This window comes from Acinetobacter sp. LT1, assembly GCF_059800965.1.
The window spans coordinates 72080-98926 of the sequence record NZ_JBBAXE010000005.1; the positions used below are offsets into that span (position 1 = coordinate 72080).

The window sequence follows — 26847 nt, forward strand, 5'->3', positions numbered from 1 at the left end:
CACAATTTATGACATTTCTTCTTCAGACTTCGTGATGAGGTAAAACAAATTCAACATCACTACGGTGTCCGTTTTTCATAAGAGATAATGCAATATTTAAAGGAGGCGCCCCTTCAAAAATAACTTCATATAAAGCATTAGTAATAGGCATATAAACATCTAATTCTTCTGCTTTACCACGCACCTGAACAATTGTATTGATGCCTTCTGCTGTCTGCCCCAACTCTTTACTTGCCTGATCCAGCGTTTTACCCGAACCTAAAGCATAACCAATCTGATAATTACGGCTTAAAGGACTATTACAAGTCGCGAATAAATCACCAACACCTGACAACCCCAAGAATGTAAGCGGATTTGCACCTTGTTTTACTGCAAAACGGCTCATCTCAGCCAAAGCACGCGTTAAAATCATACTCTTGGTGTTTTCACCAATTTTGTAAGCGGCACCAATTCCCATTGCAACCGCATAAATATTTTTAAGCGCACCACCTAACTCCACTCCATGTACATCATCACTACCAAAAACACGGAATAAAGCACTATGCAGAGCATGTTGCACAGCATAACGAACTAACTCAGAATCACTGGCAATAACAGTACCAGATGGCATACCTGCCATAATTTCTTTTGCAAGGTTTGGACCTGATAGCACACCATAGGGAACTTCAGGTAATTCTTCACGAATAATATCGCTCATGAAGCTGAAAGTTTTAGCTTCAACGCCTTTAGTTAAAGACACAACCGCTTGTGCAGTAATATAAGGAGCGATTTGTTTTAAAACATCACGGAATGAGTGACTTGGAATTGCGACTAAAATAATATCTCGGTCACATACAGCTTGCTCAAGATCAGATACAGCGCGTAATGATGACTCTAAAATAAAATCTGGCAAATAACGTTTATTAATGTGTGTTTTATTAATTTCCTCAGCTGTTTCGGCGTCACGAATCCAGATCATGGTATCGCAACCGTTACGTGCAGCTAAATTTGCCATAGCCGTTCCAAAGCTTCCTCCCCCTAGAACGGTAATACGTAAAGCAGTTTTTTTATCAACCGCAACAGGTTCCACCAAATCTGTAAACTTAAATTCAGCCATCTTTTATTATCCTATTTCTTACTTCTACAGACGTTTAAGCCTGCCAAACTTTTACGAATTCTTTACTTTCAATATCTGCACGCGGTGCAATTACTTTAGCTGCTGTGCCGACGTAAATAATACCTGAAATTAAATCACGAGGTTGCAGACCTAAATGCTGTTTTAACCAATTTGATTCGACAACTGCACCACTACGCCACATGGACGAAAAACCTTGAGCTTGTAGAGATAATAAAAGATTTTGTACTGCGGCACCCGTACTTAAGATTTGTTCGAAATGCGGTACTTTCGGATGATCTTGTAGTTGTGTAAGCGCCAAAATGAGTAATGGTGCGCGAAAAGGATGTTGTTTAACACGTTCGAGTTGAGCGGGATCAGTTTCACCTAAATCTGCTAGAGCCTTTGCTAAAACTTCACCAAAAGCACCACGTTGTTCGCCTGAAACAACCACAAAACGCGTTGGCTTAAGTCTATGATGATCTGGAGCAGTCAAAGCTGCTTGGAAAGCTAACTCTAATTGCTCTGTACTTGGAGCTGGCTCAACTAATTGGCCAATAGACTGACGCTGATGAATATTTTGGTGAATTATTTGTATTGCTGATTCCGTCATTAATATTGATCTAACTCAAAAATTCAAAATAGATTAGCATAATCTACCGTTAATCCACCATTGAATCTAGCTTATAAAATTAGCGAACTCTCACTTTGACATTTTTTAATACAAAACATCAAAACTCATACAACGTCTTCAAAATCAACTAGAAAACTTATGTTCAAATAGCTATGTCTTTTAGCGATTAACTTTAGGTGCATTATGAAAAAAATAATTTTAGCGAGCGCAATGAGCGGTGTTGTTTTATTACTTGGTGCTTGCGCAACTACTCCTAAAAATACTTTAGCAGTTCAAAAAGAAAATAATCAGTTTGAAGTTACAGGTATTGGCAAAACCAATTTAATTGCGAAAAATAATGCGATTACTGCAGCTCAAAAAACTTGCTCAAAAAGCACTACACCAGTCGTTGTAGATGAAAAAACAACATATAACGGTGTATTAAAAGATGTTGTAAGTGAAAAAACCGGTCAAATGGTTGAAGCAGCAGCAGGTGTTATTGGTACATTAACTGGTAAAAATGCATCTTTAGCAAAAGATGATGACTACCAAACAACGCTTACCTTCTATTGTAAAATTAACTAATCAAAAAAATCCCAATCATTTGATTGGGATTTTTTTATTAGCAGTAACCATCTAATCTGGTCAGTGGTAATTTTTTACCAATTGCTTTTTCAATTTCGGGTAAATAAAAGGCATCATCTTCAGATAAGAAACTAATACTTACCCCTTGTGAGCCAGCACGACCTGTACGACCAATACGGTGTACATAATCATCAGACTGCTCAGGCAATGTAAAGTTGATGACATGCGACACGCCATCAACATGAATACCACGACCAGCAACATCCGTCGCGATCATAATATTATGTTTACCTTGCTTAAATTGCTCTAACATTTTTAAACGTTTATCTTGAGCAATCTCACCAGAAAGCATACCGACTCTATATCCATCTTTCTTTAAATGATCATAAAGACGGCGGACTTGGTCACGTCGATTAGCAAAAATCATGACCTTATCGATTGGCTCTTCACGCAAGATATCTTGCAGTAAACGATATTTGTCTTGTTTAGCAACAACATAAACACGTTGCTCTACATCGTTATTGGTCTTTTGTTCAGGCTCAATTTCAACAGTTACAGGTTCAAACAACCATTGTCTTGCCAAATTCAAAACGTCATAACTAAACGTCGCTGAGAACATGAGGGTCTGACGTTGTTCCTTGCGTGGTGAATAACGAACAATACGTTTTACCGAAGGAATAAAGCCCATGTCTAATAAACGGTCAGCTTCATCAATCACTAAAAATTCAATTTGATCGAGCCAGACTTCTTTTTGTTCTACAAAATCGATTAAACGCCCAGGTGTAGCTACCATGATATCGACAAAATTAGCATCAAGTTGCTTCTTCTGCTTATCGAAATCAACACCACCTAATAGGGTCACTAAATGTAAATTAGAGAATTTTGTGAGAAATTTCGCATCACTTTCAATTTGCAATGCCAACTCACGAGTAGGCGCCAAGATTAAAGCACGAGGCTCGCCACGGAAGCGTTGCTCTTGAATCGGATTATTGAGTAAATCATTAATTACACTAATCAGAAAGGCAGCTGTCTTACCTGTTCCTGTTTGTGCTCGCCCAATTGCATCATGCCCGGCTAATGTATATTTTAAAACCTTTTGCTGAATTGGGGTCATTTGCGTAAACCCTAAAGCATCAATCGCCTTTTTAAGTTGCGGATGTAAATTCAAGGTTTCAAAACCAGATGTCATAAATACGCGCTCTAACAAACAATCTCTCGAATGAGAAGATCATTATAAACAAAAACGCCCCAATTCAAAAATTGGAGCGTCCATCATTCATCAAAAAGATGAATTAGTCTTAGTCTAAAGGCTGAACATTTTCAGCTTGAAAACCTTTTTGACCTTGTACAACGCTAAACTCTACGCGTTGACCATCACGTAGAGAACGGTGACCGTCACCTACGATTGCACGGAAGTGAACGAATACATCATCGCCGCCGTTACGTTGAATAAAACCAAAGCCTTTAGTGTCATTAAACCACTTTACTACGCCTTGTTCACGAGCTGTCATAAGTCAATCCTCAGATGTTGAAAAAAGGACCTTCCGGTGTTGCAAACAGCAGAGCAAACAAGGTTTTAAAATATTTATAATCTTAAAGCTTGTAATCATTCTGTAAAACTATCAACAATTTCCGGTTACATCCATTTGTTATAGGGTTATTAAATCAATTTGATTGTGTGGTAAATCCTAAAACGGTTCGAGCTTAACACGGGTTTATGACAATTAATAGAATTTTTTTCAAATATTTCCCCTATTTTTAGTTCTTTTTTTAAACAGCTTATTACAATATTTTTTATAGAAATTCCTGCATCTTCTTTCATAAAATATGCTGTATTTATTAAAAATTTGTTAGAATATTTTTTTTAGTTGTTTTGATGATGAATGAGCAATACTTCTTCTAATACAGCACCCATTGAAATTAATGCCCTTGGGCAACCCTGCCCAATGCCATTGTTAATGCTAAAACGTGAACTTAAAAAAGCGTCAGGCAAACAACAATTTTTATTAAAATCTTCAGATCCTCATAGTGAAATTGATGTAACTCGTTACTGTGGTTTACATCATTTTACGTGTCAAACTACACACATATCAGAAAGAGAATTTCACTATTTAATTGAAACTCAATAATTCTTTGCTAAACTAAAAGTTTAGAAATTGCATAAAATTTTACATTTCTCTACCCAATTTTCCTTAATTATGAAGCTGATTCAAATTAAGATGAATTTATTGGTTATCCCATTCGATCCTATAAGGAGAACTCATGAGTGACAGCAGCAATCAATTGATGCCCCTGTCATTGTCTGCGCCCGGTGTAAACCTTGGTGCATATATCAGTACTGTCAATCAGATTCCTATTTTAACGGCCGAGCAAGAAAAAGAACTTGCTGAACGTTATTATTATGACCAAGATCTTGATGCCGCAAAAATGCTGGTAATGTCGCATTTACGTTTTGTCGTTCATATTGCGCGCAGCTATGCAGGTTATGGCCTACCACAAGGCGACCTTATTCAAGAAGGTAATTTAGGCTTAATGAAAGCCGTGAAACGTTTCGACCCAAATATGGGCGTGCGTCTAGTATCTTTTGCCGTCCACTGGATTAAGGCAGAAATTCATGAATATGTTATTCGCAACTGGCGCATCGTCAAAATTGCAACGACAAAAGCTCAGCGTAAATTATTTTTCAATTTACGTAGTTTAAAAAAATCGAGTAAAAAGTTAACGCTCGAAGAAGCTCAATCGATTGCGAATGACTTAAATGTAACTCCAGAACAAGTTCTGGAAATGGAAGGTCGTTTAACTGCTTATGATGCTGCTTTTGAAGCACAAGGCGATGACGACGACGATACTCCACACACAGCACCTGCGTTGTATCTTGAAGATAACCGCTACGACCCTGCCCGTTTAGTCGAGAACGAAGACTGGGAAGAGCAAAGCACTTCAGCCTTGCATGATGCAATGGACCAGTTAGATGACCGTTCGCGTAATATTTTACAACGCCGCTGGTTAGATGATGACAAATCTACTCTTCACGAGTTAGCAGCTGAATATAATGTTTCGGCAGAACGTATTCGTCAGCTTGAAAAAAATGCGATGGAAAAGATTAAAACTGCCATGTCAGCAAGCTAAAATAAATGAAAAAAATAAAAGGGCGAATCGCCCTTTTGTTTTATCTGGCTATGTTTAGCCAACCCAATCTATGTTAACGTTGCCTTTCATTATTCAGTTGCGTTTTTTGTTATGTGGATCGCCATTTCAGCCCTTAATCTTGCTTTTGCAGTCATGTTGGGTGCTTTTGGAGCACATGGTCTTAAAGCTCACGCGGGTCCTGAGCAACTTGCTTGGTGGCAGACTGCAACCGACTACTTTTTTTATCATGCGCTTGGCCTATTAGCTCTTGGTATTTTAAGTAAGGTTCTTCCTCATTTCCCAATCAAGTTATCTTTCTTGCTTATCCAAATTGGTATTCTATTTTTTTGTGGTTCGCTTTACATCATGGCGCTAGGTTTACCACGAATATTAGGCGCAATTACGCCAATCGGTGGAGCCTTAATGATTGCGGGATGGCTAGTCTTGGCTTGGAATGCTTTCAAATACGCAAAATAATCGGAATGTGATCATGCAAATTTATTTAAATGGCGAATTAACGGACACGCCTAGCCAAAACCTGTTGCAACTCATTCAGGAGTTGGCACTTGAAGGAAAACGTTTTGCTGTTGAGCACAATCAGCAAATCGTTTCTAAAAGCAAATTAGAGCAAATTTCTATTGCTCAACATGACCGTATCGAAATTATTCACGCTGTTGGCGGCGGCTAAGTCGGAGTTATCCATGCAAGACACCCCTCTCATTATTGGTTCACGTTCTTTTCAATCTCGCTTATTGGTCGGAACTGGCAAATATAAAGACTTAAATGAAACGGATTTAGCTATTCAAGCCAGTGGTGCAGAAATCGTAACTGTCGCAATCCGCCGTGTGAATATTGGACAAAATCCAGATCAACCGAATTTACTGTCTGTCATTCCACCAGAAAAATATACAATTTTGCCAAATACCGCAGGTTGTTTTGATGCTGATAGCGCAGTACGTACCTGCATGTTAGCGCGTGAGTTACTTGATGGTCATAACCTAGTAAAACTTGAAATATTGGGTGATGAAAAAACCTTATATCCAAATGTAACCGAGACTTTAAAAGCCGCGCGCACTTTGATTGATGACGGTTTTGAGATTATGGTCTATACCTCTGATGATCCGATCATTGCACAAGAACTTGAAAGTATGGGCTGTGTTGCGATTATGCCTTTAGGTAGTCTAATTGGTTCAGGTTTAGGTATTTTAAATCCACATACCATTTCAATTATTAAAGAAAATGCGAAAGTTCCAGTTTTAGTCGATGCAGGCGTTGGTACAGCAAGTGATGCTGCTATTGCGATGGAACTTGGTTGTGATGGTGTATTGATGAATACAGCGATTGCAGCTGCTCAAAACCCTATTTTGATGGCTTCCGCAATGAAAAAAGCTGTTGAAGCAGGACGTGAAGCATTTTTAGCAGGTCGTATGCCACGTAAACGCATGGCAAATGCAAGCTCACCAGAAACAGGTTATTTCTTTAAATAATTTATTTCCAAGGAATCACTGCTTTTTCCAGTGATTCCTTTCTCCTATCGTATAACCATTTTACCTTTTAAAAAATATCGCTTTATTCCAATATACTTAGGCTATTCCAATATTTGTCTTAAATTATCCTTGCCGTTTAACTCAAAATTCTTTTGGAAATATCCAGTTTGATAAAGTGGTTCAGACTGATAAAAATGTATTAAAACTTGTTTTCTCTTAACTGAATATACTTCTGGATCAACCCAAGAATACTCCCGCTGAATTTGCTGTTCATACTGGATAAAACGTTCAGGTGTTGCTGCCAAAATAGCTAAATCAATATCCAACAAAAATTGCATATCTATTTCATCGGTTAATGCATGCTTTTGAGTCGCAAGTATCCAACGCTTTATTTTCTCTAGGGTATCGAACGATAAATCTTGCGCCATCAATTGTTCAAATAACTCAGCACTCTTAAGTTCATTGTCTTTAGCTTCTGGATCATAGACCGCATCATGAAACCAGAGAGCCAATGCAACAGCATACGGATCATTTAATTCGTATTGAACCGCCTCCATTAAACTCAAACATTCATATAAATGTTGGATGGTATGGTAGGCTCGCTGCTTTTCACTATAAGCCGCAATAAGTTCATCATAGATTTTCTGCGGTTCAGAAAAATCATAATGCTGATGCAGCTCAAACCAAACATGCTTTAGTTTTGATAAATAAAGCTGCATCATCAATTAACCACGCTTAAGATTATTGCTCATCACGTTTAAACACCAACTCTTTTGCCGATGAGTTATCAGCATCAAAGTAATAACCCTCGGTATTAAACGCTTTGATGTCTTCAGCTTTATTTAATTGGTTTTCAACAATAAAACGAGCCATTAAACCGCGTGCTTTTTTCGCATAGAAACTAATGACTTTATATTTGCCATTTTTCTGGTCAAGAAAAACAGGCTTCACTATTTCAGCCTTAATTTTCTTTTCATTGACAGACTTGTAATATTCATCTGAAGCTAGATTTACCAGCAATTCAGATTTAATTGCTGCCAAGTCTTCATTAATTTGGTTAGTGATGATATCACCCCAGAATTCATACAAATTATGACCGCGAGTATTTTTTAATTTAGTACCCATCTCTAAACGATAAGGCATCATTAAATCCAAAGGACGCAATAAACCATATAGACCAGAGAGCATACGCAAATGCTGCTGTGCAAAATTAATATCTTTGTCTTTTAAACGATAAGCATCTAAACCGGTGTAAACATCCCCTTTAAATGCATAGATTGCTTGGCGAGCATTTGAGAAATTAAATTCGGGATTCCAATCTCTAAATCGATCTGCATTTAGTGTGGCAATTTTTTCACTGACACTCATTAAACTCGCAATTTCCGAAGCAGAAAGTTTGCGACAAACATCAATTAATTGTGCTGAGTTTTCTAACAAGCGAGGCTGAGTAAACTCATCTGTAGGTAACGCTGATTCATAATCTAAAGTTTTTGCAGGAGAAATTAAAGCAAGCATAGACAACCTGAAAAAATTATTCTTAATACCAACTATAACAGTAGATATTTTTTAATGCTAACTCGTGTTTTCAATGACGACTATCGGTAAAATAGCATCACGTATTGTTATTTAGCGGTTCTTATATGTCTGAGCAAACTTTCATCCAGGGTCCAGTAGGTAAAATTGAACTTTTCGTTGACCGCCCTGAAGGTGAAATCAAAGGCTTTGCGGTTGTTTGCCATCCGCACCCATTGCAAGGTGGAACCCCTCAACATAAAGTCCCTGCCCTTTTAACCCAAATTTTTAATGAATATGGTTGCATTGTTTACCGTCCTAGTTTCCGTGGTTTAGGTGGTAGTGAAGGCATTCATGATGAAGGCCATGGTGAAACTGAAGATATCTTAGCTGTAATTGAGCACGTTCGTAAGCTTCATGAAGGCCTACCATTTTATGCAGGCGGTTTTAGCTTTGGCTCACATGTTTTAGCAAAATGCTTTGCACAGCTTGCACCTGAATTACGACCTATACAGTTAATTTTATGTGGTTTACCAACAGCTACTGTAGTAGGTTTACGTCACTATAAAACTCCTGAAATTCAAGGTGATATTCTACTCATTCATGGTGAGCAAGATGATATTACTTTACTTTCAGATGCAATTGCATGGGCAAAACCGCAGAAGCATCCAATTACGATTTTACCGGGCGCTAACCACTTCTTTACAGGCTATTTAAAGCAGCTTCGCCAAATCATTACACGTTTTATTATCATGAAATAAACGGTAACTTGATGGGCATAACTTAAGAGTATGTCCATCATTTTTAAGCCATGTCCTTATTGAAAATTATTCCAACTTAACCCAAAACGGGCTAAATATTTTTTCACTCGGTCACTATCGTTCGTTGTATTACGTTGTTGACGAGATACTGAAAAGAGTTGTCTTCCCGCCTCTGCCATGGATTTTGAATTTTCGCAGATCTTGAGCACACCTCGTAATTGAATCTGATCAAATTCATCTATTTGTTCTAGCTGCTCAGGACTTAAATAGTTCAACAAAATATCTGTATTTTTATCATTGTAAGATTCATCCTGAATAAGCCAAAGCTGCTTTAGACGTTGAATTTCTTTTTCTACAGCTTCACGGCGAATTAACTCACCTTGCGATAAAGTTGCCAAACGAGTTACGCTCGCTGCTAAATCTCTAAAATTTCCTTGCCATGATGCATCTACTGATTTAGCAAACTTTAAATATGTTTCTAAAGCATCACGTTGAAAGCGTAATTGTCTTTGATGAATTGCAGCAAAACGCTGTAGCTCAAAATCAATATTGGGTGCAATATCTTCTACACGGTCTTTTAAATTTGGTAAGAAGAACGTCCACGTATTCAAACGAGCCCATAAATCTTCACGAAAACGACCAGCTTGAACCTCATTGCGCAAATCACGGTTAGTACCTGCAATCAACTGAAAATCGACTTGAATTTCTTTATCACTTCCAACGGGAAAAAAGCTTTTGTCTTCTAGCGCTTTTAGCAGCATAGCTTGTTCATCAAGTCCCAATTCACCAATTTCATCTAAAAATAAAATACCTTGGTCAGCACTTTTTAATAAACCAGCACGAGAAGCTGCTGCTCCTGTAAATGCACCTTTTATATGACCAAATAAAGTTGACATGGCACTATCACCACGCAAGGTTGCACAGTTAACATCAATAAAACGACCGCTTAATTGAAATTTATCTTTCTTTAACTGAAAAATTTGTTTTGCTAAATGAGACTTACCAACCCCTGTTGCCCCCATAATCAAAATAGGTGCACTAGAGCGGGTTGCAACTAATTCAACTTCCTCAATAAGCTGATTAAACGCTTTATTATGAGTAGAAATATTTGCTTTAAGTTGTTGCCAATTTTGTTTTTGTTCATCATCGAAGCGCTGTTTTAAAACATCGTATCGAGACAGGTCCAGATCAATAATTCTATATTCACCTTTTGGGGTCTTTGGTTGATTAGGTGAGCTTTGGATAAGCTGAGCAGGTAAATAATGTGCATCTACCAATAAATACCAACAAATTTGGGCAACATGTGTTCCCGTTGTGATATGCAATAAATAGTTATTTTTTTCGACATCAAACGGATAGGTTTTTACAAAATCATAAAGTGCCCCATAAACTTCAGCAAAATCCCAAGGATCTTTTATACTGACCTTATGTCCAGAAACCTGTGTTTGTGGAGAAATCTCTTTAGCATCTGCTGCTATAGATTTAACTAAATTATGATGTTGTCGATCATGTAAAAGTACCAATTCATCTACAAGCAAATCTTCATGCATTAACAGGCTAATCGTAGGACGCCAACGTTGCCATCGATCCGGCCTTCTCCCCTGATCAAGCGTAGAACCGACAAAGCCAATAACGACTGTTTTCTTTGCATCCGCCATAATTTCTATAAAATTTTATAAGTGTCTATAATATACAATACGCATTTGACCAAAAAATTCCAAGAATATGCTTCATTTTACTTTTTTAGGCACATCTTCAGGTGTACCAACCCTAACACGTAATGTTTCAGGATTAGCAGTTCGCAACAGCAAAAATAAGGACTGGATTTTAATTGATGCTGGCGAAGGTACACAGCACCGCATTCAACAAGCTAAACTTTCACTACAAAATCTAGTTGCCATTTGTATTACACATGTTCACGGCGATCATTGTTATGGTCTAGTTGGTTTATTGGCAAGTGCAGGCATGAATGCCCGTAGCAAGCCCTTAATCGTGATTGCACCGAAAGAAATTCAGCAATGGTTTGAAATCACTGCCCAGCTTACAGACTTACATTTGCCCTATTCCCTTCAATTTATTGATGTAAATGAAGCAACACAGCCACAACAGATCACTGACGAATTCATTGTTCAAGCACACCCTCTAAGCCATCGTGTTCCAAGTTTTGCTTTTAGCATTTATATCAAATCTATTCAGAAGAAGTTAGATACCCAAGCTCTAACTCAGCTTGGCGTACCTCAAGGCGATATGTGGGGCCATTTAAAACGAGGCTACAATGTTGAATTTGAGGGGCAAACTTTAAAAGCTCAAGACTTTATCAAAGTTCAAAATCAACAAGTTCATGCAATTATAGGTGGTGATAATGACCAACCTGAACTATTAGCTGATGCTTGCAAAGATGCTCAACTCCTTATTCACGAATCGACTTACTTGCAAACGGTTTTAGATAAAGTCGGCAAAGGTCCAATGCATAGCTCAGCAAAAATGGTGGCTGAATTTGCAGAACAGCAATCTTTAAGTAATTTAATTCTGACGCATTTTAGCCCTAGACATCAGGATAAAGCTGGGCAGCAAGCTATTACTGAAGAAGTTCGCCAGTTTTATAAAGGTCATTTTTATTTAGCAAATGATTTTGATGAATTTACTTTAAATGAAGCTGGACAGCTTTTAAAAGTCGATAAAAACGGGAAGCCCAATTAAACACATATATCCAAAAAGATATTTAAATATATTTTTAGATATATTTTTAATATTAAAAACCGCCAATAAAATTTATCCGACAGAAGATAAAATTATTTTTATTTATTATTTTCAATAATTTATACTTAAATTAAATGCTTTTTTAAAAAGTTGGCACACTCAGTGCAATAGTACAAAGCACACAACATCATTGGGATCTTGTGAATAACACCTGCCTGCAAACGCTTGGCAGGCAGGCTTTGAAAGGAAAAGAAAATGTCTGTCATTGAAGAAATTAACCAACAAGCTCAGTTTGAACAAAAGCAGCAACAACGTTCTTATGAAGTTCTGCAAAATGAAAAAAGTATGCCAGTCAAAATGTGGACTAAAGGCGTGCTTGTTGATGACAACTCAAAACAACAATTATTACAAACAGCTCAAATGCCTTTTATTTATAAATGGATGGCTGTTATGCCAGATGTACACTTCGGTTTAGGAGCAACTATTGGTAGCGTGATTCCAACTAAAGGGGCAATTATTCCTGCTGCTGTGGGTGTAGATATTGGTTGTGGAATGATGGCAACTCGTACAAGCTTAACTGCTTCGGATTTACCAGATAACTTACATGCACTACGTACTGAACTTGAACGTTTAATCCCACATGGAATGACTAAGCGCGGACGTGATCGTGGCTCATGGGAAACTCCACCAGAAATGGTAGATCAAGCTTGGTCCGATCTAGTGGCAGATTTTGAATACATTTGTACAAAACATCCACGTTTAAAAAACACCAACAACCGCAAACATTTGGGAACTTTAGGTACGGGAAACCACTTTGTCGAAATCTGTTTAGATGAGCATGATCATGTTTGGATTATGTTGCACTCAGGTTCTCGTGGTGTAGGAAATGCTATCGGTAATCATTTTATCGAACTTGCCCGTAAAGACATGGAGAAGCATTTCATTAATTTGCCAAATAAAGATTTAGCATACCTAGTAGAAGGAACTGAACACTTTGATGATTACTGGTTTGCTGTAGGTTGGGCTCAACGCTTTGCAATGAAGAACCGAGAAATCATGATGCAATCTGCGATTAAAGCCTTGGCGACTATTGTACCAAAGCCTTTTCAGGCACGTTTGGAAGCAGTGAACTGTCACCATAACTATGTGGAAAAGGAAGAACACTACGGTGAAGAAGTGATGGTCACTCGTAAAGGTGCAGTTCGTGCGCGTTTAGGTGAATATGGAATTATTCCAGGCTCAATGGGAGCGAAGTCGTTTATTGTCCGTGGGCTTGGAAATCAGGAATCTTTCTGTTCATGTTCGCATGGTGCAGGTCGTGTTATGAGCCGTACTGAAGCAAAAAGACGTTTTACTGTTGAAGATCAGATTGCACAAACTGAAGGTGTGGAATGCCGTAAAGATGCTGCTGTTATTGATGAAATTCCATCGGCATATAAACCAATTGAAGATGTTATGAAAGCACAAAGTGATTTGGTTGAAGTGGTTTATACATTAAGACAAGTAGTGTGTGTTAAAGGGTAAGAAAAAAATGTTTCACAAAATACTTAAACCTGAATATTTAAAATATTATGAAGGAGTTACTACTTGTACGACTCATAAACTTGAAGATACTCCGCATTGCGCAACTTTTATAGAGTTTGCAAGAAATGACTTAAGCACCTCACAGAACTTACATGCTATTTATAATGCTGTATCAAATGCTAAACGTGCCCTTCATAGAAGGGTAGATATTTTATGTTCATTAGCAGGATATGAAACTTATATTGCTAAAAGAAATAATTTTCCTAGTAAGTTAGATTTCTTAGAGAAATGTGGATTCTTCACCCCTCAAATAATTAGGCGTTTAAATTACATCAGAAATAAACTAGAACATGATTATGAAGCACCCAACTATACTGAAGCAGAAAATTATGTAGATATAATTGAACTTTTTCTAGTTGCGACTAGTGTTTTTATCAAAAACTATCCGACCATTTATGAGTTTTTTATAGTTGAAAGTGAAAGTGTTGATAATACTGAACTTTATAAAACTCTTCCAAGATGGATTTCTATAGAGGTAGAACTTGAAAAGGGGAACTTGGATATGCGTTTTCCCGGCCAAGATGAACATTTAATTAAATCAATAAAAGATACAGATTACTTTGATTGGCTTAAACCTATTATGCATGGGTATTTCTGGTACTAAAGGAATAAAAATGAAACTCGCAGAAGCACTTTTACTTCGAAGCGATCAACAAAAAAAGCTTGCTTCGTTAAAACAACGAATTAATGCCAATGTATTGGTACAAGAAGGTGATGAACTTAGTGAAGATCCAAATGAACTCATCAAACAAGTATTTGCTTTAACTCAGGAAAGCAATCAATTGATTTGTCGTATTCATTTGACCAATGCACAAGCAAAACTGGAAGATGGCAAAGTATTGTTGTCCCTATTAAGCTTGCGCGATAGTTATGCTGAACAGCATAAGATTTTAATCGATGCGATTGCCAATACGCATCGAGAACCTGATCGTTATAGCTCACGTGAAATTAAGTGGAAGAAAGTCATTCCGGTTTCTAGCTTACAAAAACAGGCGGATGATATCAGTGCGGAACTCCGTGACTTAAACATAAAAATTCAGGCTGCTAATTGGCAAATTGATCTAATCAATTAAACAATAGATTTTGTGAAATCATTTTCACAATCAAAGTTTGGGCATACTGGGCGAGTACAAGATCCTGCATTACTCCGATCTGAGGGATTGAAAATAATTCAGGCGGCTATGGCAGCATGTGAGCCGTGCATCGATATTCACTTATCAGGCTCAGCACTATGCACCTAGTAAACCTTTATCAAAAGCAAAGTCACGCGTTACTTCGCATTACCATGTACTGACAGTATGTTCATTAAATTAGAAAATAAGGAAAATATAAGTGAAGACAGTTTTGGCAAATATGCCAAAAGCCATTCAAATTGATGGCTCACAAGGTGAAGGTGGTGGACAGATTTTAAGAACCGCCCTTGCCCTTTCAATGATTACAGGCCAGCCGTTTGAATTAATTAATATACGTGCTGGGCGTAAAAAACCAGGTTTAATGCGTCAACATTTGGTTTGTGTACAAGCATCTCAACAAATTAGCCAAGCTTATGTAGAGGGTGCTGAATTACATAGCCAACGTTTATATTTCACACCTCAGCATGTTCAAAGTGGTAAATATCAATTTCAAATCGGTTCAGCGGGTAGTACAACACTGGTTTTACAAACGCTTCTACCTGTTTTGTTATTACAAAATGAAGCTACCGAACTCACCATTTCAGGGGGTACACATAACCCACTTGCACCAACAGCAGATTTTATTGAACACTGCTTTTTACCTGCTCTAACAAAGATTGGAATTAACGTCGATTTTAGATTAAATAAAGCTGGCTTTTTTCCAATTGGTGCGGGTGAAATTCAAGTTACCATTCAGCCATGGCAACATCGAAACAGCTTAAAGTTATTAGATCGTGGTGCTTTGCAATGCAATGAAGCTTTTGCAGCAGTATTAAATCTTTCAGAAGAAGCACAGATAGCACAACGTGAATTAACTACATTAAGTAAAGAACTAAACTTAAGCTCTCAGCAACAATTTCATTTAAATGGAATTAGTCAAGGCAATACAGTCTATGTGAAAGTTACTCATCAATATCACACTCAACTGTTTACAGCTTTAGGTGAGATGCGCAAAAGTGCAGAGCAAATAGCTGATCATTTAGCAAAAGATGTAAATCTATATTTATCTTCGCAGGCTGTTGTAGATGAGTATTTGGCAGATCAATTGCTTCTACCTTTAGCTCTAGGTCAAGGTGGTGAATTCACCGCACAATATATTAGCGAACACACTCGTACTCAAGCAGCCATGATTGAAAAATTTATTGATTGTGAAATCGAATTTGTCGAGTTAAATCCACATCATTTTCATGTAAAAGTTAAAGTTTAAGAAGCTCACAATTGAGCTTCTTATTTGTACAAACTACTCTACAGATGCTAAAGCTGTTACCAACAGCTTCCAGCATTTCTCTACAGTATCAACTTTCACTCGCTCACCCGGTGCATGTGCTCCCTGAATATCAGGTCCAAAAGAAACCATTTGTAAATGTGGGTAATGTTCAGCAATAATCCCACACTCTAAACCCGCATGAATCACTTTTAGATTTGGCTCAATGTTAAATGCATTTTGATAGGCTTGTTGTAAACACTTTAAAGCCGCCGAGTCAGGGTTTGGTGTCCAACCCGATACTAAGGGTGTGAGTGAAGAAGTAATATTAAATTGACTAAAATGCGTTTGAATTTTTTCTGCAAAGTCTTGAGCTTCTTGGTTCACCATTGAACGAACCATTAAGACAGCTTTTCCACCTTCTCGATTTAGCTTTACCACCCCAATATTGTTTGAGGTTTCAACTACATCTGGTAGAACTTGACTCATACTTGCAACACCATAAGGACTTGTTGCTAAAGCTTGCAACCATTCATTTTGCTGTTGTTGAGCAATCACTTCGGTCACTTCAGCACTATTAGGCTGAATAGTTAATTGCAGATTGTCATCAATACCTTGTAGCTGTTTTTTCCATGCTGTTTGATATTCAGCGAGTAATTGTTCTAATTCAGGCAATTGGCTAGATGAAATGGCAATGGTTGCTACAGCTTCGCGAGGTAAGGCATTACGAGCTGTACCACCTATAAACTCAACAAGCCGTCCACCAAGTTTCGCTAAATGCTGATTTAAAAAACGGGCCAGAATAACGTTGGCATTACCACGTCCTAAATGGATATCTACGCCAGAGTGGCCACCTTTAAGACCAGCCACCTGAATATTAACAATATTCAAATTTTTAGGAATTGGTTCATAATTAAGCGGTTGCTCAACTTCAACATCAATACTACCAGCACATCCGAGATACAACTCGCCCCACTCTTCTGTATCAATATTAAATAGCCACTTCCCTTTCAGTACACCTGCCTGTAAAAGCCGTGCACCACTCATACCTGCTTCTTCATCAACTGTTAAAAGAACTTCAATTGGCCCATGAACAATATCATTTGAATCTAAAACAGCTAAAGCCAAAGCCACCCCAATGCCATTATCAGCACCTAAAGTAGTGTCTTTGGCAATTAACCAGCCATCCTCAAGAACTGGGCGGATCGGGTCTTTAAAGAAGTCATGTACTGTGCCTGTGTTAGCCTGCGTGACCATATCTAGATGACCTTGCAGAATAACGCCAGACACATGTTCTTTACCTGCAGTCGCAATCTTACGGATAATTAAATTACCAACTTCATCTACGTAAGTTTCTAAATTTCGACTTTCGGCCCAGTTTCTTAAAAACTCACGAAGTTGCTGTTCATGCTTCGATGGGCGAGGAATAGTGCAAAGTGTTTGAAAATGCTGCCAAACCACTTGAGGAGATAACGCTGCAATATCAACTTGTGTCATGAAAACCACACTCTAATTATGTAAATATCTTAATAATTTCAATATACACAATGCATTAAAGATAGGTAGGGATTTCGGGAAAGATTTTGTATTTTTATATTTAATCTAAAGAGATTGTACGACTTTTCTAAAAGCCGTACTTCATGAATAACTCTTAACAGCCGTGCGCTTAGTTTTTCCATTCAAATGCTGAAAAGCTATGATCAGCTTTCAAACTATTTTCAACGGCCTGCGCAAGCTGACGAATAATGCTTTGTGTTTCGATTTTCTCAAACCAATCTTGTTCTTCATCAGGATTGGCAGAGATTTCACACATCAAATGCCCTTCATGGTCTGTTTTCTGGCAAGTAATAGACAAAGGTAAAAGATGATTATCAATACTCACTTCTACCTTTTCATGCTCATGCACAATATGCTGTGCATCAAAGCCATAATGCCCCAATTGTTTAAACAGTAAAGCCGCTACATATTCTTGAGTGATATGGCATTCATTTGGCGGATGATCAAGCACCCCATGCTGTGGGCAACTGGCAATAAATTGTAATTTTTTCATCCTTTGTCCTAACACTTTTATCATTATCTGCGCTTAGCATAAGCAATAAACAAACAGCAGCCAAGCCTTTAGCCCGCTGCTGCCGTTGCTATTGTGTTAGCAATTATAAAATGTGTCAGGTCAAAAGTTATTGGCTAACTTCGATTGTTAAGCCTGCACGATTCGCCAACTCAGTGAAAGTCGGGAAGCTTGTCGCCACAGTTTCAGTACCATGAATTGTAATCGGACCAGAATTACGAAGACCTGCCATACTAAAACTCATAGCAATACGGTGGTCATGATGTGACTCGATTTCACCGCCAGCAAAGATTGGTGACCAATCGCCAGACTTGCCTTTACCTTCGATAATGATGCCATCATCAGTTGGCGTACAGTCAATACCCATGATTTTTAAGCCATCAGCCATAACCTGAATACGGTCAGACTCTTTCACACGAAGTTCTGCCGCACCAGTTAATACTGTTTGGCCTTCGGCACAAGCTGCTGCAATAAATAAAGCTGGGAATTCATCAATTGCTAAAGGAACTTGGTCTTCCGGCATATGAATGCCTTTAAGTGTGCGTGAACCTTTAATATGAATATCAGCAATAGGCTCGCCACCGGCAATACGTTCATTTTCAACAGTCAGGTCAGCACCCATCTGTTTTAAAATTTCAATTACGCCAGTACGTGTTGGATTAATACCTACAGCTTCCAGAACAACATCGGAACCTTCAGTAATTGCAGCACCCACCATAAAGAAAGCAGCAGATGAAATATCAGATGGAACCTGAATATCAGTACCTACTAATTTTCCGCCACCAACAAGAGAGATCTTATTGCCTTCAGTTTTAACATCATAACCAAATGCACGAAGCATGCGCTCTGTGTGGTCACGAGTTGGTTCTGGCTCAGTTACCGAAGTTTCACCTTCAGCCCATAGACCCGCAAGTAAAATACCCGACTTCACCTGAGCAGATGCCATTGGCAAGTCGTATTGAATGCCTTTTAATTGCTGGCTACCCGTAATGCTTACAGGTGGTGTACCTTTCTCACCTGTTGTCTGGATTTGCGCACCCATTAAACGTAATGGCTTAGCAATACGCTCCATTGGACGTTTAGAAAGTGATGCATCACCTGTCATCACTGAATCAAATTTTTGTGCTGATAACATGCCTGAAAGCAAACGCATGCTGGTTCCAGAGTTACCCATATACAAGGCACTCGCTGGTGCTTTTAAACCATGCATGCCCACGCCATGAATGGTCACTTCCCCATTCTTAGGGCCTTCAATGCTTACACCCATATCACGGAAAGCTTGCAAAGTTGCCAAAGCATCTTCACCTTCAAGGAAACCAGTGACATGAGTCGTGCCTTCGGCAATAGCACCAAACATAATAGAGCGATGTGACACAGATTTGTCACCCGGTACGGTAAATTTACCTTTAAATGCCTTATTTCCCGGTAAGATACTGAATTGCTGTGTCACCTTATTTTTCTCCATTAAAGGTTTTTTGGCTAACATATGATTGAAATGCTGACGGGCTGCCTGAGCATGGCCGAGTAAACCCATTAATGCATGAGAGTCTTCGTTTTCAATCAATTTTCTAAGTACGGTAAGTTGCTTTTCGAAGCCATCTACAGCATTTAATATGGCTGTTTTATTGGCAAAGAAAATGTCATGCCACATTTGGGGATCACTAGCCGCAATCCGTGAGAAATCACGGAAACCACCTGCTGCATAACGGAAAATATCAAGATTATCTTCACGGTTTGCAAGTTGCTCAACCAAATTAAATGCCATCAAGTGCGGTAAATGACTGGTATGCGCCAAAACTTCATCATGCTTGGCAACAGCCATACATATCACTTCAGCTTTAGCAGCTGACCAAAGTTGAATCAGTTTCTCAACTGCCCATTCTGCACTTGTTGGTAATGGAGTCAAAATCACTTTGTGATTTGCAAAGAGATCGACCTTACCTGCGTGAACACCCGTGTGTTCACTTCCCGCAATAGGATGCCCGGGAACAAAACCTGCTGGTAAATCTTCACCAAATACAGCTTTTGCTGCATCTACGACATTACCCTTTGTACTTCCCACATCAGTTACAATTGTGGTTTCTGACAAATAAGGTTTAATTTGCTCAAGCACTTTTTGTGTTGCACGTACTGGCAAGGCTAAAACAACTAAATCTGCCCCTTTCACGGCTTCAACAGGATCAGAAAATCCTTCTTGTATTAAGCCAAGTGATTTTGCATCTTCTAAAGTTTTTTGTGAGCGTGTAGATGCCACAATAGTTGTCGCCAACTTTTCGGCAACAATAACCCGTGCCAAACTCGACCCGATGAGTCCTAAACCAATAAATGCAACTTTTTTAAATAGGGGTTGTGACATAACTTCAACTTTGCTTTTGCTCAAAGTGATTTAAACCTTTGAGCAATTTGTTTTTAAGCATAATGACATGACCATCTTGATGCATGTCATTATTCCAACATGAGTAATTAGAGAACGGCAGCAGGATATGAACCTAAAATACGAAGCTCTTTCACCATTGGACGAATATCATTGATTGCAGCAGCAACATTTTCTTGATCGATATGGCCTTCTAAATCGATAAAGAATACATATGCCCATTTTTCAGGTAATGCTGGACGGGTCTCAATACTCGTTAAGCTAATATTATGTTTTGCAAACGGCGCTAAAATTTCTAATAAAGCACCAGCACGGTCATGTGCTGAAATTAATAACGATGTTTTGTCATTGCCACTTTGTGGAATTTTTTCACGGCCAATGACTAAGAAACGAGTGGTATTTTCCGGATTATCTTCAATATTGCTATGTAAAATTTCAAGGTTATACATACCTGCTGCAATATCAGATGCAATTGCTGCTGAGTGCCATTCGTTGCGAATACGGCGTGCAGCTTCCGCATTTGAGTTTAAAGCAACACGTTCAACACCCGGATAATGTGCGTCTAACCACTGACGGCATTGAGCCAAAGTTTGCTGATGAGCATAAATCTGTTTAATACTGTCTTTACGTGTATTTTCAGATACTAGGAATTGATGATGAATACGCAATTCAACTTCACCAATTACATTTAAATTCGATGTTTTAAAGCAGTCTAAAGTATGGTTCACAATACCTTCAGATGAATTTTCAACCGGAACTACACCGTAATGTGCGCTACCCGCTTCCACTTCACGGAACACTTCATCAATTGTTGGTAGTGGACGAACAACTGCATCTTTACCAAAATGCTTAAGCACAGCAGATTGAGTAAAAGTACCTTCTGGTCCTAAAAATGCAATACTTTGTGGCGCTTCTAAAGCAAGGCAAGCAGACATAATTTCACGGAACAAACGCGCCATGGTGACATCAGACAAAGGACCTTGGTTACGCTCCATAACTTTACGTAAGACCTGCGCTTCACGTTCAGGACGATAAAACAAAGGATTCTCTTCGGAAGCAAATTTAGCTTTAGCAACAGCTTCAGCAAGGCTTGCGCGGCGATTTAATAATTCTTGAATCTGTTGATCTACACTATCAATATCTTCACGAATTTGTTCTAAACTAAGAGAAGTCGTTTTGTTTTGATCATCGTTGATCATTAGAATGCAGCCTCAGTAAAATCATCTTTTAAACGAGAGTATAACAATAGTCTGCTTTGATTTGTTAGGCAATATAGCTGTAAGGGCTTTTTTCATTAACCTTTTTACTTCCATTTCTTGATTACTTTATTTGATAATGATTTTCATTTATTATTTGTATAATAAATTTTATTATCGCCCATTATGCAAAGATCATTTTTCCTTTTATCTACTAGTTTTTTATTAAATACTTTAATAAGCTGTTCTGCCCTCGCCCAAACGCCTATACAAAATCAACCAAAAATCTTTTTTCAAAATAATCAGGCACAATTTCAAATTAAATCTAAAAATACAGGCCATGATTATCTTATTCAAATTTATAAACCACCTGTCGCCCCGCCCCAACATGGGTATCCAGTACTTTATATATTAGATGGAAATGCTACATTTCCAAGTGCTGCCAATATTGCTCAGTCGATTGGCGCTGGTTCTACCAAATTAGGACTAGATCCACTCATGATAGTAGCGGTTGGTTACCCTCAGCAAAAAACCTTTGATGTGCAAAAGCGTGCTTATGATTACACTCCAAAACCTTCTGCCCAATTTCAAGCACAAGGTAAATATAAATATGGGGGTGCTGATCAGTTTATTGCTTTTTTAAATAGCGAACTCAAGCCTACAATTGCAAAACAATTTCCGATTAATAGCCAACAGCAAAGTCTTTATGGACATTCTTTTGGAGGTTTATTTGTGCTTTATCATTTTTTTCAAAAGCCAAATGCATTTCAGCGTTACTTTGCTGCAAGCCCTTCTCTCTGGTTTGACCAAGGCATGTTATTTCAGCAGTTAAATCATTGGCAAAGTCAGAAACCAAATCATTCCCCTTTACTCATGACCACAGTCGGTACACATGAGCAAGGTGGCCCTCGCACTCAACTTAACAATAAATTAAATGAAGCAAATTTCTTTAAAGCTTTAGAAAATAAACGTTCAAACCAATTTAGTTATTGGCATTTTTATAACCCTGCTGAACAACACATTACAAATTTGTATGCGAGCTTGCCTAAAGCACTTATGTTTGCTTCATGTCAAAATTTAGAAAGCTGTAAATCTTTATTCGATGAACCATCGCAGAAAACAGCTAAATAATAAAAAAGCCTACTCAAAGGTAGGCTTTTTTGAAGCTATTATTAAGCTTTACCGATTAATCCACGCGCCACGATTTCTTTCATAATTTCATTTGTACCACCGTAAATACGTTGAATACGAGCATCTACAAAGAAACGTGAAATTGGATATTCACTCATATAGCCATACCCACCAAAGAGTTGCAGCAAGTTATCTGCGACTTTCATTTGCATGTCAGTGCTGAAACTTTTAAGCGCTGCTGCTGTTTCAACATCAAGTTTACCTTCTTGATATAGAGCAACGTTTCTCTCGTAAAAAGCAGCTGTAGCAAGCTCATCAATTTTTGCTTGTGCTAAAACAAAACGCGTATTTTGGAACTGTGAAATAGGTTGACCAAATGCATGACGCTCTTTTACATAAGCAGTTGCCAAATCAATTGCACCACGAATAGCGCCAATTGCGGTAGATGCAATAGCGGTACGTTCACGTGGTAACTCTTGCATTAAATAAGCAAAGCCTTGTCCAGCTTGACCGAGTAACTGGTTTTTAGGAACTTTAACATTGTCAAAAAATAGCTCAGATGTGTCTTGAGAATGTAGACCGATTTTGTCGAGGTTGGTACCTTTCTTAAAGCCTTCCAGATGAGTATCTGCCAATAATAACGACACCCCTTTCGCACGCGCTTGAGGATCAGTTTTTACTGCAAGCACCACAAGGTCAGCATGTTGTCCATTTGAAATAAATGTTTTTGAGCCATTTAATAAATAATGGTCATCTTGCAAAATGGCACTGGTACGCATTGATTGTAAATCCGAGCCTGCTCCAGGTTCAGTCATACCAATTGCACCAACCACTTCACCTGTCACCATTTTCGGCAACCAATATTGTTTTTGCTCTTCTGTCCCGATGTGTAAAATATATGGTGCAGCAATTTCAGAGTGGCAAGAAATCGCTGTTGATAATGCACAGAATCCAGCACGTGCCGATTCTTCAACCAACATTAATGAATAATAGGTTGGTACGCCGTAACCACCGTATTCTTCTGGAACATCCACACACAAAAAGCCATTTTCGCCCAGTTGATTCCAGACAGCACGTGGCATGATTCCTTCGCGTTCCCATTGATCGTATTGCGGTGCAATATGCTCATTCATAAAACGTTTAAAATTATCACGGAATAATTCTAAATCTGCATCGTATGCCAACATAATATTTTCCTTCGGCTTTATTGTTTTATCTAATCTGATTGTTGTGCATGCTAATCATTTTTTAAGCTACTGTCATGACATAGCTGCTCATTAAAACTGTACTTTTCAGTCAGCCAATAAAAAAGGAAGCCAAAGCTTCCTTTTTTATATAGGTTTATTTGAATTAATCTAAACCTTCAGCGACTTGAGGAGTTTTTTGCTCCATCATTTTTCTGTCGACTTCATCTGGATTGTTTAAAGCATCATTTAGCTTATCTTTATCTAAAGCACCGACCCATTTTGCAACAACAATCGTTGCTAATGAGTTACCAACGAGGTTAGTTAAAGCACGTGCTTCTGACATGAAACGGTCAATACCTAAAATCAATGCCAAACCTGCTACTGGAATATGTCCAACAGCAGACAAAGTTGCAGCCATAACAATAAAGCCAGAGCCTGTTACACCCGCCGCACCCTTAGATGAGATTAAGAGTACTAATAGCAAAGTAATCTGATGTTGAATATCAAGCTGTGTATTTGTTGCCTGAGCAATAAAGATTGCAGCCATAGTCAAATAAATTGACGTACCATCAAGGTTAAATGAATAACCTGTTGGGATAACCAAACCAACTACAGATTTTTCACAACCTGCAATTTCAAGTTTACGTAACATGCGAGGCAAAACAGATTCAGAAGAAGATGTACCAAGTACAATTAATAACTCTTCACGAATCAGGCGAATCATCTTAAGAATACTGAATCCACTAATACGGCTGATTGTACCCAAAATTAAGAAGATAAAGAGTAAGCACGTAATATAGAAGCAGATAATGAGCTGCCCTAATTGTACGAGTGAACCAACGCCATATTTACCGATAGTGAATGCCATTGCACCGAATGCACCAATCGGAGCCAATTTCATGACCATATTCACAATGTTAAAGAACACATGTGCAACTTGATCAATAAATTTTAAAACTGGACGTCCTGCATCACCTAACTTATGTAAAGCAAAACCAAAGAGGATTGCAAAAAGAAGGACTTGTAAGATTTCACCATTTGCAAATGCACCAACCACCGTATCAGGGATGATGTGCATTAAGAAATCAATGGTAGATTGTGACTCACCAGAACTGACGTATTTTTGAATGCCCGAAGTATCGAGAGTGGTAGGGTCAACATTCATCCCTACACCCGGTTTAGCAATGTTAATTACAACAAGGCCAATTAGAAGTGCAATTGTTGAAACGATTTCAAAGTATAACAACGCAACGCCGCCAGTTTTTCCGACTGACTTCATGCTTTCCATGCCAGCAATACCGCTTACCACGGTACAGAAAATAACTGGAGCAATGATCATCTTGATCAAACGAATAAAGGCATCACCTAATGGCTTGAGTTTTTCACCTAACCCCGGAATATGCTGTTCGACACCATTGACAATTTGCGTTGAGCTTGGGGAAAAATGCCCTACCAAGATACCCGCAATAATCGCAATAATCACCTGAAAATAAAGTGATTTATAAATCGGTTTTTTAGCCATAACTTTACTTCAATCTATATTTCCAAGTCCGTTGGAAATACCAAAATGAAACGTCTATTCTTTACGAATACACAGCCCTAACCTTTCACATTAACACCGCAAAAGGGAAATGGTTTTTTGTGAACAAAAAACCTTCCTACTACCTCAATGAAAACAAAATCAATGTTTTCTAAAACAGGAGAATACCTGAAGTTTCTAACCACTTTGAGTAGCTCGAAATAACCTCTTACTTTTTCAATAAAAAGCTGAAGATATAGGAGAATCACATAAAATTATGATATGAGTGCTCAAAAAAGCACGGGAAAGTGTACTCGAATTAAATAACGATTCGATTAATTTTTTAGCTAATACGCATAAAAAACACTCAGGTAGCCTTAAGACTTTAGTATAAGAAACACTTTTGATATTTTTTCAGCAGCTTTTTATGTCATATTGATTAAATACCTGTGGACATTTCATTTTGAGCTGCCTACATCCCATCATTTTTATTGTTTTGAACTACGATGAATACTAAACGCAATATCTATAAAGATGCTGAACATCCCTTTGCTCAATATGTCCGTATTTTAGGTAAGGGGAAAACCGGATCTCGCTCTTTAAGCTATGAAGAAGCCTATCAAGCATTTACCATGATTTTAAAAGGTGAAGTGTTAGATGTGCAGCTAGGTGCATTTTTAATGCTACTTCGGGTTAAAGAAGAATCGATTGATGAACTTGCAGGGTTTGTGCAAGCGACCAAAGATCAGCTTCATTTTGAACATTTAGATGTTGATTTAGATTGGTCATCTTATGCAGGTAAGCGAAAACACTATCCATGGTTTTTGTTAGCCGCTCTTACACTTGCCCAGCATGGCCATAAAATTGTTATGCATGGTGCGTCAGGTCACACGCTTAATCGTGTTTATACTGAGCAAGTCTTAGAATATCTTGGTTATCAAATTTGTCATTCTGAACAAGAAGTTCGTACACAATTAGCAGAGCAAAATTTTGCTTACTTACCGTTAGATGTGATTTCACCAGTTTTAAGCGAATTGATATCTCTAAGAAATGTCATGGGATTGCGTTCACCCATTCATACTTTGGCCCGTTTAATTAATCCTTTTAACGCTAAGGCTACCTTACAAGCAATATTCCACCCTGCTTACAGAACTTCTCACCAACATAGCGCATTACGCTTAGGCTATCAAAATAGTGCCGTTATTAAAGGCGAAGGTGGTGAATTTGAACGAAACCCAGATGCTAAAACGCTCATTTGCGGTATTAAAAATGGTGAGCTCTATGAACATGAGTTGCCAAAGCTCACACCTGAACGAAGCCCAATTGAAGAGGAATTAGATTTAGCAACGTTTAAAGCAGTATGGCTTGGTCAACAGCACCATGAATATGGAGAAATAGCCATAACAGAAACCATCGGAATCGCGCTATATACGATGGGCGTTGTTGCTAGTTTTGAAGAAGCGATGCAAAAAGCAAAAGTGTTATGGGATACACGAAATTTAAGCAATCTTAATTCGTAGTTAACAAATGCT

The 26847-nt window shown here is 38.2% G+C and carries 27 protein-coding genes; 14 read left to right on the forward strand and 13 right to left on the reverse strand.

Annotation, left to right across the window (positions count from 1 at the left end):
- Window positions 1–22: 22 nt before the first annotated feature.
- Window positions 23–1096 (reverse strand): NAD(P)H-dependent glycerol-3-phosphate dehydrogenase, encoded by a 1074-nt coding sequence (locus WBW42_RS06320; protein WP_002115297.1) that lies wholly within the window; start codon window positions 1094–1096, stop codon window positions 23–25.
- 34 nt (window positions 1097–1130) lie between these two features.
- Window positions 1131–1706, reverse strand: a complete 576-nt coding sequence (locus tag WBW42_RS06325; RefSeq protein ID WP_032055511.1) for a nitroreductase family protein — start codon at window positions 1704–1706, stop codon at window positions 1131–1133.
- A gap of 204 nt (window positions 1707–1910) precedes the next feature.
- Between WBW42_RS06325 and WBW42_RS06330 the strand changes: the two genes are divergently transcribed.
- Window positions 1911–2291 (forward strand): putative periplasmic lipoprotein, encoded by a 381-nt coding sequence (locus WBW42_RS06330; RefSeq protein WP_005068317.1) that lies wholly within the window; start codon window positions 1911–1913, stop codon window positions 2289–2291.
- 37 nt (window positions 2292–2328) lie between these two features.
- On the opposite strand, the gene rhlB is transcribed toward WBW42_RS06330, so the two are convergent.
- Together rhlB and WBW42_RS06340 are read right to left on the reverse strand one after the other, a co-directional pair.
- Entirely contained in the window at window positions 2329–3480 is a 1152-nt protein-coding gene (rhlB, locus tag WBW42_RS06335; RefSeq protein ID WP_002115257.1) for an ATP-dependent RNA helicase RhlB, read from the reverse strand.
- A 109-nt stretch (window positions 3481–3589) separates the two neighbouring features.
- Entirely contained in the window at window positions 3590–3802 is a 213-nt protein-coding gene (locus tag WBW42_RS06340) for a cold-shock protein (RefSeq protein WP_000126912.1), read from the reverse strand.
- Between the two features lie 372 nt (window positions 3803–4174).
- Between WBW42_RS06340 and WBW42_RS06345 the strand changes: the two genes are divergently transcribed.
- The 5 genes from WBW42_RS06345 (at window position 4175) to WBW42_RS06365 (ending at window position 6907) form a co-directional block, all read left to right on the forward strand.
- Window positions 4175–4420, forward strand: a complete 246-nt coding sequence (locus WBW42_RS06345) for a sulfurtransferase TusA family protein (RefSeq protein ID WP_005068314.1) — start codon at window positions 4175–4177, stop codon at window positions 4418–4420.
- A gap of 133 nt (window positions 4421–4553) precedes the next feature.
- Complete coding sequence (rpoH, locus tag WBW42_RS06350; RefSeq protein WP_002115267.1) at window positions 4554–5420, forward strand: RNA polymerase sigma factor RpoH; 867 nt, start codon at window positions 4554–4556, stop codon at window positions 5418–5420.
- A 111-nt stretch (window positions 5421–5531) separates the two neighbouring features.
- A complete protein-coding gene (locus WBW42_RS06355; protein WP_002115263.1) occupies window positions 5532–5897 on the forward strand; it encodes a DUF423 domain-containing protein in 366 nt (121 codons plus the stop codon).
- A gap of 13 nt (window positions 5898–5910) precedes the next feature.
- Window positions 5911–6108 carry a sulfur carrier protein ThiS gene (thiS, locus tag WBW42_RS06360; protein ID WP_002115323.1) on the forward strand — a complete coding sequence of 66 codons (198 nt, stop codon included), beginning with the start codon at window positions 5911–5913 and terminating at the stop codon, window positions 6106–6108.
- Window positions 6109–6121: 13 nt separating this feature from the next.
- Entirely contained in the window at window positions 6122–6907 is a 786-nt protein-coding gene (locus WBW42_RS06365) for a thiazole synthase (protein ID WP_163114314.1), read from the forward strand.
- A gap of 101 nt (window positions 6908–7008) precedes the next feature.
- Here the strand turns inward: WBW42_RS06365 and WBW42_RS06370 are convergent, their stop codons facing one another.
- Both WBW42_RS06370 and yaaA read right to left on the reverse strand, forming a co-directional pair.
- Complete coding sequence (locus tag WBW42_RS06370; protein WP_032055494.1) at window positions 7009–7632, reverse strand: HD domain-containing protein; 624 nt, start codon at window positions 7630–7632, stop codon at window positions 7009–7011.
- A 16-nt stretch (window positions 7633–7648) separates the two neighbouring features.
- Window positions 7649–8422: a peroxide stress protein YaaA gene (yaaA, locus tag WBW42_RS06375; protein WP_032055491.1), complete on the reverse strand. Its 774-nt coding sequence runs from the start codon at window positions 8420–8422 to the stop codon at window positions 7649–7651.
- Between the two features lie 125 nt (window positions 8423–8547).
- Between yaaA and WBW42_RS06380 the strand changes: the two genes are divergently transcribed.
- On the forward strand, window positions 8548–9180 hold the full coding sequence (locus tag WBW42_RS06380) for an alpha/beta hydrolase (protein ID WP_032055488.1): 633 nt from the start codon (window positions 8548–8550) through the stop codon (window positions 9178–9180).
- A 56-nt stretch (window positions 9181–9236) separates the two neighbouring features.
- Here WBW42_RS06380 and rtcR read toward each other — a convergent pair whose 3' ends face one another.
- Window positions 9237–10838, reverse strand: coding sequence for an RNA repair transcriptional activator RtcR (gene rtcR / locus WBW42_RS06385; RefSeq protein WP_032055485.1), 1602 nt, complete (start codon window positions 10836–10838; stop codon window positions 9237–9239).
- Window positions 10839–10905: 67 nt separating this feature from the next.
- On the opposite strand from rtcR, the gene WBW42_RS06390 reads away from it, so the two are divergent.
- The 5 genes from WBW42_RS06390 (at window position 10906) to rtcA (ending at window position 15843) form a co-directional block, all read left to right on the forward strand.
- Complete coding sequence (locus tag WBW42_RS06390; RefSeq protein ID WP_005073498.1) at window positions 10906–11880, forward strand: ribonuclease Z; 975 nt, start codon at window positions 10906–10908, stop codon at window positions 11878–11880.
- Window positions 11881–12135: 255 nt separating this feature from the next.
- Window positions 12136–13404: an RtcB family protein gene (locus WBW42_RS06395; RefSeq protein ID WP_032055480.1), complete on the forward strand. Its 1269-nt coding sequence runs from the start codon at window positions 12136–12138 to the stop codon at window positions 13402–13404.
- Window positions 13405–13411: 7 nt separating this feature from the next.
- The gene (locus WBW42_RS06400; RefSeq protein ID WP_032055478.1) at window positions 13412–14068 is read left to right on the forward strand and encodes a metal-sensitive transcriptional regulator; all 657 of its coding nucleotides are present in this window, start codon (window positions 13412–13414) and stop codon (window positions 14066–14068) included.
- A 10-nt stretch (window positions 14069–14078) separates the two neighbouring features.
- On the forward strand, window positions 14079–14537 hold the full coding sequence (locus tag WBW42_RS06405) for a DIP1984 family protein (protein WP_032055476.1): 459 nt from the start codon (window positions 14079–14081) through the stop codon (window positions 14535–14537).
- A 259-nt stretch (window positions 14538–14796) separates the two neighbouring features.
- Window positions 14797–15843 (forward strand): RNA 3'-terminal phosphate cyclase, encoded by a 1047-nt coding sequence (rtcA, locus tag WBW42_RS06410; RefSeq protein WP_032055473.1) that lies wholly within the window; start codon window positions 14797–14799, stop codon window positions 15841–15843.
- A gap of 33 nt (window positions 15844–15876) precedes the next feature.
- On the opposite strand, the gene WBW42_RS06415 is transcribed toward rtcA, so the two are convergent.
- The 4 genes from WBW42_RS06415 to pheA form a co-directional block, all read right to left on the reverse strand.
- Window positions 15877–17337, reverse strand: a complete 1461-nt coding sequence (locus WBW42_RS06415) for an aminoacyl-histidine dipeptidase (protein ID WP_032055471.1) — start codon at window positions 17335–17337, stop codon at window positions 15877–15879.
- A 169-nt stretch (window positions 17338–17506) separates the two neighbouring features.
- Complete coding sequence (locus WBW42_RS06420; RefSeq protein ID WP_005068294.1) at window positions 17507–17890, reverse strand: hypothetical protein; 384 nt, start codon at window positions 17888–17890, stop codon at window positions 17507–17509.
- Window positions 17891–18017: 127 nt separating this feature from the next.
- Window positions 18018–20264, reverse strand: a complete 2247-nt coding sequence (locus WBW42_RS06425; protein WP_032062831.1) for a bifunctional prephenate dehydrogenase/3-phosphoshikimate 1-carboxyvinyltransferase — start codon at window positions 20262–20264, stop codon at window positions 18018–18020.
- Window positions 20265–20371: 107 nt separating this feature from the next.
- Window positions 20372–21481, reverse strand: coding sequence for a prephenate dehydratase (gene pheA / locus WBW42_RS06430; protein WP_002049199.1), 1110 nt, complete (start codon window positions 21479–21481; stop codon window positions 20372–20374).
- Between the two features lie 183 nt (window positions 21482–21664).
- Here pheA and WBW42_RS06435 point away from each other — a divergent pair, with 183 nt between their 5' ends.
- A complete protein-coding gene (locus WBW42_RS06435) occupies window positions 21665–22609 on the forward strand; it encodes an alpha/beta hydrolase (protein WP_032055465.1) in 945 nt (314 codons plus the stop codon).
- Between the two features lie 41 nt (window positions 22610–22650).
- Here the strand turns inward: WBW42_RS06435 and WBW42_RS06440 are convergent, their stop codons facing one another.
- Together WBW42_RS06440 and WBW42_RS06445 are read right to left on the reverse strand one after the other, a co-directional pair.
- Window positions 22651–23796 (reverse strand): acyl-CoA dehydrogenase family protein, encoded by a 1146-nt coding sequence (locus WBW42_RS06440; RefSeq protein ID WP_032055463.1) that lies wholly within the window; start codon window positions 23794–23796, stop codon window positions 22651–22653.
- Between the two features lie 163 nt (window positions 23797–23959).
- Entirely contained in the window at window positions 23960–25318 is a 1359-nt protein-coding gene (locus WBW42_RS06445) for a dicarboxylate/amino acid:cation symporter (protein ID WP_002118145.1), read from the reverse strand.
- Between the two features lie 503 nt (window positions 25319–25821).
- Here WBW42_RS06445 and WBW42_RS06450 point away from each other — a divergent pair.
- Entirely contained in the window at window positions 25822–26835 is a 1014-nt protein-coding gene (locus tag WBW42_RS06450) for a glycosyl transferase family protein (protein WP_017398584.1), read from the forward strand.
- Window positions 26836–26847: the final 12 nt, after the last annotated feature.